Origin of the sequence: Pseudoalteromonas luteoviolacea (genome assembly GCF_021654285.1) — a bacterium.
GTDB classification, from domain to species: domain Bacteria; phylum Pseudomonadota; class Gammaproteobacteria; order Enterobacterales; family Alteromonadaceae; genus Pseudoalteromonas; species Pseudoalteromonas luteoviolacea_J.
The window spans coordinates 1-15,597 of the sequence record NZ_JAKFZS010000007.1 but is presented as its reverse complement, the minus strand read 5'-3'; the positions used below and the strand labels follow the sequence as shown (position 1 = coordinate 15,597).

Here is a 15,597-nt window from a genome sequence, read left to right as displayed (position 1 = left end):
CCCTAAAATGGGCTTTCAATTTTGCTCATGCCAACATAAACAGACTTAGTCTGCGTATAACTATTGAGTGTTTCAACACCATTCTCTCTGCCGATCCCCGACTGTTGATAACCACCCACAGGCATCTCTGCTGGCGAGTTACCGTAACTATTGATCCAACAGATACCTGCTTTTAGTTGGTGGATCACTCGGTGGGCACGTTGTATATTCAAACTAAACACACCTGCTCCGAGTCCAAGTTCAGTATCGTTGGCTCTGGCTATAACTTCATCTTCATCTTCAAAAACCAGTACACTCATCACAGGGCCAAAGATCTCTTCTTTCACTATTGTCATGTCATCCGTACAATCAACAAATATCGTCGGTGCAACAAAATACCCATTTGGAGCCGACTCAGGCGTTAGAGCATGACCGCCAGTTAGCAGTTTTGCCCCTTCATTTTTACCTTGCTCAATATAATCCAGTACCAATTTCTGGTGTTGCTTTGAGATAAGCGCCCCAAGATTAACTTTCGGGTCAAGTGGATCTCCTGCAATGATGTTTTGCTCTGTTCGTGTTTTCAGTTCAGTTAAAAATGCTTGATAAATATCTTTATGCACATAGACACGTGTACAGTTTGTACAGATTTCACCTTGAGTATAGAAATTACCAAGCATTGCAGCGCTCACAGCCTCGGTGATATCTGCATCGTCAAAAACAATCAAAGGTGATTTACCACCAAGCTCCATGGTCACTTCTTTCAAATTAGATGCCGCACTCTGCATCACTTTTTTACCTGTACCTACTTCACCAGTGAAAGACACTTTTTCGATCTCTGGATGCGTAGTTAACCATTGCCCAACATTAGCTGCACCTTGAACAACATTGAATACACCAGCGGGCATACCAGCTTCAATAAAGATCTCAGCAAGCTTAATCGCACCCAGCGGTGTTTCTTCTGAAGGTTTAAAAATAAGCGCGTTTCCAGCCGCTAGTGCAGGTCCAGATTTCCAACAAGCAATTTGCAAAGGATAATTCCATGCGCCAATACCTGCACAAATCCCTAGCGGCTCTTTACGTGTGTAAAAAAAATCGTCACCAACAGGCTGCTGCGCGCCCATTTGTGTTGGCGCAAGCCCTGCGAAATATTCAATGACATCTGCTCCTGTTTGAATATCTACGCAATCCGCTTCTTGAATTGGTTTACCTGTATCTAATACTTCAATTTTAGCCAGTTCATCATTACGCTCACGCAGTAAGTAAACCGCTTTATTTAATATACGACTACGCTCAACAGGCGTCATAGCAGACCACTGCGCAAACCCTTGCTGCGCGCTGCCTATCGCTTGCCTTTGTATATATTCGTCGGCTACTTCAACGTGATACATTACTTCATCGGTTGCAGGGTTAATAACTGGAAACGTTTCTTTCGACTTATTGGCAACAAAAGCGCCATGGATAAAATTTTGATAAATCAAAGTAGTCATTTTAGACTCCACGAGATGAAATTAGAGATAAGATGTATTGTTTTGCCAACTGCTCAGCTTCTATAAACGCAGCCTCATCAGCTTTACTTAACACTGCTCGAAGCCACAAACCATCGATCATTGCTGCGCTCAATTTAGCAGCGTTATGCGCAGCTTCTTTGTCCAAAAGAGCTGAAAATGAAAATGCTAAGTTACTGTAAAGCCTTTTTGAATTGATTTTTTGCAGTCGATGTAATTGCTCATCGTGCATGGACTGCGCCCAAAAGCTCAGCCAAGTTTTCGTTGCATTTGTTTGCTGTTGTACAACAGAAAAGTTGGCCTCTACAATGAACATCAGTCGTGCCTTGGGGTCACAATTCGAATATGTTTTTGATAACAAGCTGGTTTTTAAATTAGTTAGTAAATAACGAACCGTGGCCTCTATGAGGCCTTGTTTGCCACCAAAATAATGGCTAATTATCCCCGAAGATAACCCTGCTCGTTTACTAATACTGTTAATTGTCGTCGCGTGCAAACCAAGCTCCGCAACTGACTCTAACGTCGCCTCAATTAGCTGCTGACGACGTATCGGTTCCATTCCAATTTTAGGCATAACTTTTTTAATTGAACGTTCAATTAATATAAATTATATAGAGTTCTAATTATTAGAACAATGTGCAAATCTGCATTGCTTAAGTTAACAGAGTGGAAAAACAAAATAAGTTCAACACAGATACAAACCTAACCCATTGTTTTATAGAAGCTAACAATATTAACGAAAATATAAAAACCTCTTTAAGCTATTTTTAAATTAGTCCTTTTTTCGCCATAAAAACCTCTAAAAACTAAGTCCTCAAAATAAAATTCAGCCACTATCGTTCGTAATTTGTACAAGAAAAATTAATCGTGATTAATGATCAAAGGGAAGACATGATAGAAATTAAAAGTGAGTGGGTGAGGCCTCAACGCAAAAACTAAAAAACGTTGCTCACCTCAAAAAGTAGAGCCCAAATAGTCTGTGTCAAAGAAAAATTAAAAACGATACAAACTATCTGGCTCTTCAATCAACTATGCAGGTTTATAATTCAAACTACGTCCAAACTCCTTGAGCTTCTCGACCAGTAAATAATTCACCGGCACCAAAATAAGCGTGATCAAGGTAGCAAAAATAATTCCAAAGCCCAATGAAACCGCCATGGGGATCAAAAACTGTGCTTGGGTTTGCTGCTCAAACAATAAGGGCATTAAACCAAAAAATGTGGTGATACTGGTGAGCATTACAGGTCTGAATCTGGCAGCTCCGGCGGTGAGCACAGCTTGCATTAACGCAGTGCCTTTGACGCGTTGCTTATTGATGTAATCAACAAGTACTAATGAATCATTCACAACCACACCGATTAGCGCCAACATGCCAAGTAAGCTCATAATGGTCAGCTCCATAGACATGATCCAGTGACCAATCACTGAGCCAATCAAGCCAAACGGGATCACACTCATTACAATTAAGGGTTGAACATATGATTTAAATGGAATGGCTAACAACGCATAAATAATGAAAAACACAAATAGCAACGCCCATGCTAAAGAACCAAAAGATTCCCGCTGCTCTTTAGCTTCCCCTTCAAGTGAATGCGTGACACCCGGATATTGCGCCACAAGCTGGTCTAGATAAACCTTTAACTCTTCTTGTAGAACAGTCATATTGGTATTTTCTTTATCAATATCGGCTGTTATGTTCACCGTCCGATACCTATCAATACGATAAATGCTAGATGGACTTTGTCCAGGTGTTAACGTTGCGACATGATTTAGCGGCACCGCACCTTGATTTTGAGTCGTGATCAGCAAGGTATTTAGCGTTGCTAAGTTGCTGCGCTCATTTAAGGGCAAACGCACCATCACTCGGACGTCATCACGGCCTCTTTGGATCCGTTGTACTTGCGCACCAAAAAATGCGCTTCGGATCTGACTTGATACGTCTGTACGAGTTAAACCCAGCGCTTTGCCTTGTGGAGTTAACTCAATTTGTAGCTCTTCTTTGCCATCACTTAAACTGTCTGTGATATCAAATACGGTCGGAAATGTCGCTAAGTTCGCTTTCACTTGTTGAGCCGCTTCTTTTAGCACCACCAAAGAAGTACCTGTTAATTGCACGTCAATTGGGTCACTAGAGCGACCGATCTCAGCTCTAAATGTTAAGCTTTCTGCTCCAGGAATCGTACCGATAAGGCCACGCCACTCTCTGACTAGCTGGCGAGAGTCAACGCTTAAAGAACGAGTTTCAGGCGGTGTTATCTCAAATCGCACGCGCCCAGAATTAGATGCGCCGCCTCGTCCACTCGTAGTCGCTAAAATATGGGTGATCACGCTCTCTCCAGTACTTGGATCTACATACTTATCTTTTAAAACCTGTGCCTTATCAGACATCAAATCAATATATTTGGCGGTCACCTCAAAAGGTGTCCCCGTTGGCAGCGTTAAGTTAGCTCTCACTGTTTCACTTGGAATACGCGGGAAAAAAATAAACTTTGTCCAACCGCTGGTGATCAAAGTCAAAATGATAATAAAAACTCCTGCAAACGCGCTTAACGTTGCCGCTTTATGAGAAATAGCGACTTTTAATGTGGGCTGGTAGTATTTTAAAATCGCACGCTCAAAACCATCGGCAAAACGCTGCTGAAAACGGCTAAAACGACCTAGCTGCTGTGCTGCTTTTCTGGGTTTTAAATGCTTTAAATGTGCAGGTAAAACGAACTTTGACTCGACCAATGACATCAATAAAACAGGTATAACGACGGCGGGGATTTGCGCAAAAATAGCACCACGTACCCCATCGATAAAGGCTAATGGCAAGAAAGCAGCCACAGTGGTTAGAATCCCAAAGGTTACGGGTGTAGCAACCTCTTGCGTGCCTTTTATGGCAGCTTCCTCTCCTGATTCAGCGCTATTTAAATGCGTATAAATGTTCTCGCCAGTTACAATGGCGTCATCGACCACTATGCCTAACACCAAAATAAAGCCAAACAAGCTCATGATGTTAAGGCTTACGCCAAATAGTGGCATGGCCAAGAACGCCCCCATAAATGAGACCGGAATGCCAATAAACACCCAAAATGCGATAGCCGGACGCAAAAACAAGGTCAGCAATGCCAATACTAAAATACCACCTTGCAGGGCATTTGAAGTCAGCGTTGAAATACGGTTTTTTACGATCACAGAATCGTCATCCCAATAACTGAGTTCATAGCCTTTGGGCAAAGAATCCTGACGCTGTTCAATATACACTTTAACCTTATCAGCCACCTCAATTGCACTTTGCTGGCCGATGCGATATACCTCAATGAAAGCAGCTTGCTTGCCATTAAAGCGCGTTCTCACTGGTGTTTCTTCAAAGCCATCAATAATCGACGCGATATCTGATAAATACACCACTGAACCATCCGAATTGGTTTTAATCGGGATCCCAGCAAACTCGTCTTTACGATAAGCTTGACCTTTCGATCGCAGCAGAATGTCCCCACCAGATGATTTGAGATTGCCAGCTGAAATATCAGCACTAGACTGTCCAATTAAATTCGCTACCTGCTTAATTGTCAGGTCGTATTGCCTGAGTTTGTCTTGACTCAGCTCAATGGCAATTTCGTAATCTCGAACACCATCTAGCTCTACTTGGGTTACGCCGTTTATACGTAATAAGTCATCTCTAACTTGCTCTGCGAATTCACGGGTTTCTTTCTCTGAGTAACTTCCAGCAACAGTGACTGTGATCACATCCCGCCTTCGCTCAGCTAAAGAAATTACAGGCTTTTCCGCATCCGATGGGAAGGTATTTATCGCATCTACTCGGCTTTTTATATCTGCCAGCATTTCCCTTGGGTCATACCCACTATCGACTTCAACGCGCACATTCGCAGCTCCTTCCGATGAACGACTTGAGATTTGCTTTACCCCTTCAAGGTCTTGCACAGCCTCTTCTATACGGATAGCAATTCCCTGTTCAACATCTTCAGGCGTTGCACCACGTAATGACATATTAATGCTCACCACATCCAACTCAAAAGAAGGAAATACCTCTAGTGGGATCTTGGTCGACATAGAAAATAAGCCACCAAACAAAATTGATAGCATCAATAAGTTTGCAGCAACAGGATTGCGCGTAAACCAAGCGATCATATCCCTGTCTCCTGTGTTTTTTGCGCTCGCTCTGCTAGCACTTGCTCAACCGTCACGCCCCGCTCTGCTGCGATTTTTTTTAGCCTACTTTTTTGCTTGTCTGATAGTTGTTGCCACTGGGACTCTTCAGCTTGAGGCCGTTCAATGTCTTGTGATGTTTTTTTATTCAACGCAACCTGTGTACCTGAACTCACTTGTCCTAGTGGTGTGGTAACTAAACGCATACCTGCTGCGACACCCGCGTCGACAATAGCCAATTCATCATTTTGCCAAGCAATAGAAATATCCCTTCGCATTAGTAAATCCTGCTCATCAAGCACATACACATAACTGCCTTGATAGATTGCACTACTTGGCATTGTTATCGCATTCGCCAAGGTTCTGCCTGAAATTTTCGCTGTGACGTATTGGCCTATTTTAATTGCAAAGTCACTTTTTTGATTCACTGAGAAAGGGTCATCTATTTGTGCAACCACATATAGCTGTTGAGAGAGTTCGCTAATGGCGCCTTCAGTTCTGACAATTTTGCCCTGCCAACTTTGCTCTTTCACTAAATCAGAGCGTAACTGCACATCAGGTGCAGGTGCATTGATTTCCCCGTCTCTAAAGTGCTCTGGTAAACGTATAAATGCCAAATCTCGGTTGTTTATAGGTAATCTAATTTCTACATAGTCTGTTGCGTATATTTGTGCAAGCTGACTATTATTCGATACCACTTGTCCTAAGTCGACTTTTTTACTCAATATACGCCCGTCAAAAGGCGCGACCAAACGCGTTCGTTCAAGTGCTAGTTCAGCTTTTGCCAGTTTTGCTTTTGCAGACAATACATTTGCTTGTTGCGCCGCTAATTGTGGCTTTCTAAGTACCAGATCACTGGCTACACTGCCATCCCCCAAGCGCTTCCAATCAACAAGGGCTTGCTTGCCTCTGGCCTCTTCTTCGAGTAAGCCCTGTTCGGCGTTTAATAGTGTCGCTTTGGCAACCTGCACTTCTGCTACGTAATCCCTTTCATCAATTTGCAGTAGTACTTCACCCTTTTCAAAAAAACCACCATCTCTAAAGCTGTCACTGACAAAGCTTATCTCCCCCGAAACCTGTGCCACCAGCATGCTCTGTGTTCTAGGCTGAACCAGTCCATAGCTCTCAATTTCCATGGTGTACGGCGTGGCTTCAAGCTCGACAAAATCGACCACCATTTTCGCCTGCGGTTTTCCCTTCCCTCTTGCAGACTGAGGAGGATTGGAAGAAATCAATACAACCAATAAAGCAGAAACAGCAAGTATCGCTGCGGGTAAAATCAATCGCTTAGCCAATATCATTGCTTACTTCCTCTGTCTGTTGAAAATCTCCACCAAGTGCAACATGGAGCTCTACACGGTTTTTAATTAATTCATTTTTTATTGAAATAAGGCTACTCTGTGCGTCAAATGACCGCTTTTGAGCATCAAGTACTGTGGTGTAATTGACTAGACCTTTTTGATACTGCTCAAACGACAGTTGCTCTGCTAATTGCGCATTTTTCTGAGCAACCAGCGTCTCCTCATATCGCAGCTTCAAAGATGCTTCTTTGCTTACACCGTTCTCTACGGCTGCAAAAGCATCTTGAAGACTATTTAAGTACATCAACTCTTTGGACTTTAACTCAACTCTAGCGAGCTCTTCTTTGGCGGCGAGGTTGTCAGCGTTGAAAAGTGGTGCAGATATGCCTGATATGAGAGACCAACCAGCGGCAGAGAATGAAAACGCATCCGAAAATTGCTCACCACCAGGACCATAACTGGCGCTGATGTTAATACTTGGAAAACGCTGTTTATGGGCATACGCTAATGCTGCGTCTTGCGCCAATAACTGATACCAGCTAGCCATAAGTGCCGGCTTTCTTGTAAGAAGTGTCGAAGGTACCCCGAGAGAAATGGTTGAATCAAGCAAGGGTAACTGCGCATTAACCGCCAGTAAACCGCTGGGATAGTCTCCAACTAACCGCTCAAGATTGCGTATTCTGGTCGTTACAAGCGTCTCTTGCTGCGCCAACTTAGCTTGCTCGTTGCTCAACTCGGTCCGAGCAAGATACACATCCAAAGCACTATTGAGACCTTGCTTATACCCTGACTCAATAATATCGAGGTTTTGCGCTACCACTTCCAAACGGCGTTCCAATAAAGTTTGTTGCGTCTTACCCTCAATCACAGCAAACCAGCTAATTACCACGTCTGCAACTAACTCATAAGTTTGTTGCTTATACTCCGCCATGCTCGCCATCACATTCAAATTCGCTTGACGCGCTTCATCGCTTAATTTACCCCATAAGTCCAATTCATAATTCACCTTCAGCGCCAAAGAGTGGTTTGTAGAATACTGCTCAGACGTTGATTTGCGCCGACTACTATCCAAATCAACTGATAAGGATGGCCACAAAGCACTACCACTGATGATAAGCTGTTGTTTTGCAACTTCTACATCCAATGATTTGCGTAGCAAACTTAAGTTATTTTCTAGTGCTATTGAAACTAAGCCATGTACTTGAGCGTCGGTAAGCTGCACCAACCAATTCATACTGACTTCGCCTGTAGTATATTTGTATTGCCATGATTCTGGGGACTGAATGTTTGAGAGGTAATCGCTATCAATTCGACTTGTCGATTGACAGCCTAGTAACAGCGCTGGCAAAACTGCTACAAGCGAGGTTTTTAGCCACATTATTATATTCCTATCAGCTTTACTCTAAATTACTATTTTAGTTTACTGTGCAGGTTTGCAACGCCACAATAAACTTTACATAGACTTACATTCTAAGCTCTTCATTGATACAGAATTGATACTCATAGAGATCAACTTCTTTCTTCATAACAGGGTTTTTCTAACTACATAAGCGACAAAAAAACACCAACTACCTTGTGATTCATAACAACTATGTCACAAGCCTTGCAATTAAGTTGCTAGGAATAAATATAAAAAAAGTTAATTTTTTACATGTGATTGTTATTTTTTTCGAAAACGCCTGTTTTAATAAAGGGAACACTCAACAAAGCGGAAAAAATAATGAATAATAAATTGAATATTGTGACTGCTGGTTTACTACTAGCACTTGGTCAAGCAAACGCCCAAACATTTGATAATAGTGCTCAAGAATATGACCCATCAAAACATGTATGGGAATATACATATCAATTAGCTGGTGGTGACCCGCTTGTTGTACACCAATGGCATCTTCAAAATAATGGACAGCATGCCGGCGCCATCACTCCAGGCGTAGCTGGTATTGACTTAAACCTCGACTTTACACATCGCCGTGGTATTTTAGGCCAAGGTATAAACATTGCGGTTATTGATGACGGCCTTGCGACTTATCATCCTGATCTTGCACCAAATATGGCACAAGGTAATGTACTTAACCCTGACCCATATATTTATGAGTATTTCTCTCGAGGCCGTCTAACAATTGACGACCACGGTACTAAAGTGGCAGGCATCGCAGCTGCAGCTGCATATAATGGTCAAGGTGGCCGTGGTGTTGCTCCTGCAGCTACATTAACTGGTGCTAATTTGATTGGTAATGAGCGTAACTACGTAGGTCGTGACGTTGCAATTCGCGCCGTCATGGATATGGATGGCGCCGTTGCACCTATGAACAAACATACAGATGCACGTGTTATCAACCAAAGTATCGGTTACGCGTTCTCTGATGCTAGCATTTATGGCGATTATCGTGGCTTCTTCGATAACATTGACGATGTAACTAAAAAAGCAGTGACTGAAAGTCACGGTGGTCGCGGTGCAATGGCTGTTAAATCCGCAGGTAATAGCCATTTTATAGGCGCACGCTGGTTAGATAGAGATAATGGCCTACTTACCCTAAACTATCCAAACGGTTATGCACTACCAGCATATGATGCTTCAATTGCAGATCCAACTAACGCAAACTTCTGGAACCTAACTGTTTCTGCATTGAATGCTAAAGGTAACCTTGCTGCATACTCTACAGGTGGCTCGGCAGTATTGCTTACCGCACCTGCTGGTGAGTGGGGTCGCTATAGCCCAGCAACTGTAACAACAGCACTGCCTAAATGGTGTACTGATGCAACTGAAGCACAGTGTGAAAACCCAATGTACGCATTTAATATGAATGGCACGTCTGCTGCTGCCCCTGCACTATCTGGTGCAGTTGCACTTATCATGTCAGCTAACCACCAACTTTCATGGCGTGATGTTAGACACCTGATGATCACAACTGCTACTAAAGTCGACGCCGATGCAGAACCACGTATGATTGGTGATTACGAAGCGATTCCTAGCTGGCAGGTTAACGGTGCAGGCCATGCATTCCATTATGACTATGGTTTTGGTCTAGTAAATGTTGATGCCGCTGTTGAGAAAGCGCTTCTAACGGGTCCTATCCTTGGCGATTTACAAATCAAATCGTACGATGTACCAGTTGCTGCTGACGCATTCATTTACGATGGTGATTTCTCTGGTACCGAGTCTGTTCATACTCAAACAGAAAACCTGACCGTAGAAGGTGTAAGAGTACACCTAGACTTAGAGCATGACCGTCTGGGCGATTTGTCAATTGAGCTTATCTCACCAAGCAATACGCGCAGCGTTATTTTAACTGCGGGTACTGATATTGAGGGTAACAAGTTCAACGGTAACGTTATTCTTTCAAACCACTTCTATGGTGAGTCAGCGAAAGGCGATTGGAAACTTCGCATTATCGATACTAATGCCAAAGATGCATGGTCTGAGCGAGTATATGACCTTGGCACAGGTAAGTTTGTTGAAAACTCACTGACAGTCACGCCACAGCGTAGTGACAAAGTTCAGGCTAACAATACGAAACCTGGTCAGCTGACTGGTTGGAGCATCACGTTCTACGGTCACTAATCTAAAAATAGAGAGCTATGTAAATAGCTCTCTATATTCATTTTAAGCTTGCAGTTTATACCAGCACATAAAGACGATATTGCGCTATATTATACTGGCGCCTACATTTCTATCACAAAAAATATTTACACATAAAAAGTACGTTAGTTCAGCTAAAAACGCTTCCACTCATCACAAGTCAAACTTGATAAATATCATTTAACGAATCTCATCTTCACGCTAAATACAATACGATTTAAACAAGTTAAAAAACAAGCAATCAATTTTATTAAGAGAATTGTTATTTTATTTTAATAAATCAGTTTAACAGGATGAACACTTTACAAAAGCGGAAAAAATAATGAATAATAAATTGAATATTGTAACTGCTGGTTTACTACTAGCACTTGGTCAAGCAAATGCCCAAACATTTGATAATAGCGCTCAAGAATATGATCCATCAAAACATGTATGGGAATATACTTATCAATTAGCTGGTGGTGACCCGCTTGTTGTACACCAATGGCACCTTCAAAACAATGGGCAGCATGCCGGTGCAATCACTCCTGGCGTAGCAGGAATTGATTTAAACCTAGACTTTACACATCGTCGTGGCATTTTAGGCCAAGGCATCAACATTGCTGTTATTGATGACGGCCTTGCGACTTATCACCCAGATCTTGCGCCAAATATGGCTCAAGGTAATACGAACAACCCAAATCCATATATTTATCAATACGAATCAAGAGGCCGTTTAACGATAGATGATCATGGCACCAAAGTGGCGGGTATTGCAGCAGCAGCAGCTTTTAATGGTCAAGGTGGACGTGGCGTTGCGCCTGCTGCTACATTAACTGGTGCTAACCTGATTGGTAGGGAAAACAACTACTCTGACCTTGACTTTGCAATTCGCGCCGTAATGGACATGGATGGCGCCGTTGCACCAATGAACAAACATACTGATGCACGTGTAATCAATCAAAGTATTGGTTACACGTTCTCAGATGCAAGCATTTATGGCAACTACACAGCCTACTTTGATAACATTGACAATGTTACTAAAAAGGCGGTTACAGAGAGTCACGGTGGTCGCGGAAGCATGGCCGTTAAGTCCGCTGGTAATGATCATTTTATAGGTGGCCGCTGGTTAGATAGAGATAACGGCCTTCTTACCCTAATTTATCCGAACGGTTATGCACTGCCTGCATATGATGCATCACTTTCAGATCCAGGTAACGCAAATTTCTGGAACTTAACGGTATCAGCACTGAATGCTAAAGGTAACCTTGCTGCATACTCTACAGGTGGTTCGGCAGTATTACTTACTGCGCCTGCTGGTGAGTGGGGCCGCTATAGCCCAGCGACTGTGACAACAGCATTGCCTAAATGGTGTACTGATGAAACACAAGCCCAGTGTGAAAACCCTCTGTACGCATTTAATATGAATGGGACGTCTGCCGCAGCTCCAGCACTTTCTGGCGCAGTTGCCCTGATTATGTCAGCTAACCACCAGCTTTCATGGCGTGATGTTAGACACCTGATGATCACAACAGCCACTAAAGTAGATGCTGATTCTGAGCCACGTATGATTGGTGATTACGAAGCCATTCCTAGTTGGCAAGTCAATGGTGCAGGTCATGCATTCCATTATGACTATGGTTTTGGTTTAGTGAATGTTGATGCTGCTGTTGAAAAAGCACTTCTAACAGGTCCTATCCTTGGCGATTTACAAATCAAATCATACGATGTACCTGTAGCTACTGACGCATTTATTTACGATGGTAATTTCTCTGGTACTGAGTCTGTTCATGCTCAAACTGAAAACCTGACTGTAGAAGGTGTACGCATTAATTTAAACATCGATCATGACCGTCTTGGTGACTTATCAATCGAGCTAATCTCACCAAGTAATACGCGCAGTGTTATTTTAACTGCGGGTACTGATATTGAAGGCAACCAGTTTAATGGCAACCCTATTCTTTCAAACCACTTCTACGGTGAGTCTGCCAAAGGTGATTGGAAACTTCGAATTATCGATACTAATGCCAAAGACGCATGGTCTGAGCGAGTATATGACCTTGGCACAGGTAAGTTTGTTGAAAACTCACTGACAGTAACGCAACAGCGCAGTGACAAAGTGCAACCTAACAACACTAAACCAGGTCAGTTGACTGGTTGGAGCATCACGTTCTTCGGTCACTAATCCAAAAAAAGAGCTACGCAAGTAGCTCTTTTTCCTGTTTTAAACATCCATTTTTAAAACATTCAACCATGACGTAAGCTTAATTATAAAGGCCCTTCCGCTATTAAATTAAGCGCCCTTTCAACATTTCTTATCTTCTTTCTTTATAACTTTAAGATAAACAATTAATTAACAAAAATCAAAAGCAGCATGAAACTTTTCTTTTTAGTTTTCCTTAATTATGAGTAGAGGCTCTTAATAACCACAGTTACTTTTACCTTAAAACAACCTATTTATGAATAAAAACGCCACCCTAGGCCCAGCTTATTACTGCAAATTCATTTCTATAATTAAACCCTTTTAATTATTACATTATAAAACCCTATATCACGCTCCGCGTGTACTTTTATTCTTATACATAACTATCTTTTTCTTTAAATATGGCTTCAACTCTTTGTTTCCTTTTACACATCACCATGTACCCAGAGTCCAAGTTATTACCTCTCTCACACTCAATCTAGAAGATGATTTTTATTTTCGTTACAACGGCCATTAGATTATAAAACCATTCCCCCTACAAGTATAACGACCTTAACATTACTAAATCATATTTAATTTAGCCCATCCTTTTGTGTTTTATTGAAAAATAACCGGGCATTTATATCTCCCCTTTTAACTTCTCTATTGATTTTGCTTTGACATACACCAACTAATCAGAACAACATTATAACTTGGAATTTAGCAAAGGTAGGTTTTAATATAGATATAAAAACACAAGAAATCATGACCACTCCATCCTTATAAAACCTACAACCCCGACAATCAACAGTTAAAATAAAGACTCAAATATAAAAACCAAAGCCATTTAAATCCAAGTTAACAGGCTAAGAAATCACCAACTAAAAGCACAAAAAAATAAAATTAAAAATATAATAAACAAAAAACAAAACCCCAAAAAACAAACATATAAAAAAATAAAATAAAAATAAAACTATTAGCACAGTTAAAATTAAAAATAAAAGCATGTACAAAAGAAGCGAAGTCAGCTAACAATAAAACAAAAAACAAGGAGTGAAAAAATGAATAGTCAATTAAATATGATTTCTGCTGGTTTATTACTTGTAATAGGTCAAGCAAATGCGCAAACGTTTAATAATAATGTTCAGGAGTATGATCCATCAAAGCATGTATGGGAATATACATATCAATTAGCTGGTGGGGACCCGCTTGTTATACACCAATGGCACCTTCAAAATAATGGCCAACATGCAGGTGCCATAACTCCAGGCGTAGCTGGTATTGACTTAAACCTCGACTTTACACATCGTCGTGGCATTTTAGGGCAAGGGATCAATATTGCTGTTATTGATGATGGCCTTGCTACTTACCACCCAGATCTTGCTGAAAATATAGCGCAAGGTGATGTACTTAACCCTGATCCATATATTTATCAATACCGCCAGAGGGTTGACGATCATGGTACTCAAGTCGCAGGTATTGCAGCAGCTTCGGCATACAATGGTCAAGGAGGCCGAGGTGTTGCACCCGCAGCAACATTAACAGGTGTTAACTTAATGGGCAGAGAGCGTAATTATTTGACACTTCCCCTTGCTATCCGCGCAGCGATGAATATGGATGGTGCCGTCGCGCCAATGAACAAACATAATGATGCACGTGTTATCAACCAAAGTTTTGGTTACCCATTTAATGTAGCTAGCATGTACGGCCTCTTTCCCGCTTTCTTTGATAACATAAATAATGTAACTAAAAAAGCTGTCACTGAAAGCCATGGTGGCCGCGGGGCGATGGCGGTTAAAGCAGCAGGTAACATACATTTCTCTGATTCTCGTTGGCTAGATAGAGACAATGGTCTACTTACCCTAATCTATCCAAATGGCTATGCATTGCCTGCTCGTGATGCATCAATTACAGATCCAACTAATGCAAACTTCTGGAACTTAACGGTATCAGCATTGAATGCAAAAGGTAGTCTCGCATCATACTCCACCGCAGGTTCAGCAGTATTACTTACCGCACCTGCTGGTGAAAGGGGCCGCTACAGCCCTGCAACTGTAACAACAACATTACCCAAATGGTGTACAGACGCTGCAGAAGCGCATTGTGAAAACCCTCTGTACTCGTTTAATATGAGAGGCACTTCTGCTGCAGCACCGGCTCTTTCTGGCGCAGTAGCCTTGATTATGTCAGCTAACCACCAGCTTTCATGGCGTGATGTTAGACATCTGATGATCACAACAGCTACTAAAGTGGACGCGAATTCTGAGCCGCGTATGATTGGCGATTACGAAGCTATTCCAAGTTGGCAGACTAACGGTGCAGGCCACGCATTCCACTATAACTATGGCTTTGGTTTAGTGAATGTTGATGCTGCTGTTGAAAAAGCACTGCTAACCGGCCCTATCCTTGGCGATTTAAAAATCAAATCGTATGATGTGCCAGTTGCTGCTGACGCATTCATTTACGATGGGGATTTCTCTGGTACTGAGTCTATTCATGCTCAAACTGAAAACCTGACTGTGGAAGGTGTACGCGTTAATTTAGACATCGCTCACAATCGTCCTGGGGACTTATCCATCGAGCTCATCTCACCAAGCAATACACGCAGTGTTATTTTAGCTGCAGGTTCAGATCTCTTGAATGAAAATTTTATAAGCACTCCTATTCTTTCAAACCACTTCTATGGTGAGTCAGCAAAAGGTGATTGGAAGCTGCGTATTATTGACACTAATGCCAAAGACGCTTGGTCTGAGCGAGTATATGATCTTGGCACAGGTAAGTTTGTTGAAAACTCATTAACAGTTACGCCACAGCGTATTGGCCTAGAGCAGCCTAACAATACTAAACCAGGTCAGTTGACTGGTTGGAGCATCACGTTCTTCGGTCACTAATCCAAAAAAAGAGCTACGCAAGTAGCTC

General features: G+C 42.0%; 8 protein-coding genes. 3 read left to right on the top strand and 5 right to left on the bottom strand.

Features of this window, described 5'->3' with window-relative positions; genetic code table 11:
* Positions 1–2: 2 nt before the first annotated feature.
* The 5 genes from betB to L1077_RS07685 form a co-directional block, all read right to left on the bottom strand.
* The gene (gene betB, locus L1077_RS07705; RefSeq protein ID WP_237136311.1) at positions 3–1,466 is read right to left on the bottom strand and encodes a betaine-aldehyde dehydrogenase; all 1,464 of its coding nucleotides are present in this window, start codon (positions 1,464–1,466) and stop codon (positions 3–5) included.
* Position 1,467: 1 nt separating this feature from the next.
* Positions 1,468–2,058 (bottom strand): transcriptional regulator BetI, encoded by a 591-nt coding sequence (betI, locus tag L1077_RS07700; RefSeq protein WP_237136310.1) that lies wholly within the window; start codon positions 2,056–2,058, stop codon positions 1,468–1,470.
* Positions 2,059–2,513: 455 nt separating this feature from the next.
* The gene (locus tag L1077_RS07695) at positions 2,514–5,618 is read right to left on the bottom strand and encodes an efflux RND transporter permease subunit (protein WP_237136309.1); all 3,105 of its coding nucleotides are present in this window, start codon (positions 5,616–5,618) and stop codon (positions 2,514–2,516) included.
* Positions 5,615–6,937: an efflux RND transporter periplasmic adaptor subunit gene (locus L1077_RS07690; RefSeq protein WP_237136308.1), complete on the bottom strand. Its 1,323-nt coding sequence runs from the start codon at positions 6,935–6,937 to the stop codon at positions 5,615–5,617. The genes L1077_RS07695 and L1077_RS07690 overlap by 4 nt, the downstream gene beginning before the upstream one ends.
* Entirely contained in the window at positions 6,924–8,315 is a 1,392-nt protein-coding gene (locus L1077_RS07685) for a TolC family protein (RefSeq protein ID WP_237136307.1), read from the bottom strand. The genes L1077_RS07690 and L1077_RS07685 overlap by 14 nt, the downstream gene beginning before the upstream one ends.
* 342 nt (positions 8,316–8,657) lie before the next feature.
* Here L1077_RS07685 and L1077_RS07680 point away from each other — a divergent pair, with 342 nt between their 5' ends.
* The 3 genes from L1077_RS07680 (at position 8,658) to L1077_RS07670 (ending at position 15,569) form a co-directional block, all read left to right on the top strand.
* On the top strand, positions 8,658–10,499 hold the full coding sequence (locus L1077_RS07680; protein WP_237136306.1) for a S8 family serine peptidase: 1,842 nt from the start codon (positions 8,658–8,660) through the stop codon (positions 10,497–10,499).
* A gap of 340 nt (positions 10,500–10,839) precedes the next feature.
* Complete coding sequence (locus L1077_RS07675; protein ID WP_237136305.1) at positions 10,840–12,681, top strand: S8 family peptidase; 1,842 nt, start codon at positions 10,840–10,842, stop codon at positions 12,679–12,681.
* A 1,058-nt stretch (positions 12,682–13,739) separates the two neighbouring features.
* Entirely contained in the window at positions 13,740–15,569 is a 1,830-nt protein-coding gene (locus L1077_RS07670; RefSeq protein WP_237136304.1) for a S8 family serine peptidase, read from the top strand.
* Positions 15,570–15,597 lie beyond the last annotated feature (28 nt).

Bases quoted from the DNA above. Each gene is read 5' to 3' on its own strand.
- L1077_RS07675 (WP_237136305.1), top strand. From the start codon at position 10,840: ATGAATAATAAATTGAATATTGTAACTGCTGGTTTACTACTAGCACTT.
- betB (WP_237136311.1), bottom strand. From the start codon at position 1,466: ATGACTACTTTGATTTATCAAAATTTTATCCATGGCGCTTTTGTTGCC.
- L1077_RS07670 (WP_237136304.1), top strand. From the start codon at position 13,740: ATGAATAGTCAATTAAATATGATTTCTGCTGGTTTATTACTTGTAATA.
- L1077_RS07690 (WP_237136308.1), bottom strand. From the start codon at position 6,937: ATGATATTGGCTAAGCGATTGATTTTACCCGCAGCGATACTTGCTGTT.
- L1077_RS07695 (WP_237136309.1), bottom strand. From the start codon at position 5,618: ATGATCGCTTGGTTTACGCGCAATCCTGTTGCTGCAAACTTATTGATG.
- betI (WP_237136310.1), bottom strand. From the start codon at position 2,058: ATGCCTAAAATTGGAATGGAACCGATACGTCGTCAGCAGCTAATTGAG.
- L1077_RS07680 (WP_237136306.1), top strand. From the start codon at position 8,658: ATGAATAATAAATTGAATATTGTGACTGCTGGTTTACTACTAGCACTT.
- L1077_RS07685 (WP_237136307.1), bottom strand. From the start codon at position 8,315: ATGTGGCTAAAAACCTCGCTTGTAGCAGTTTTGCCAGCGCTGTTACTA.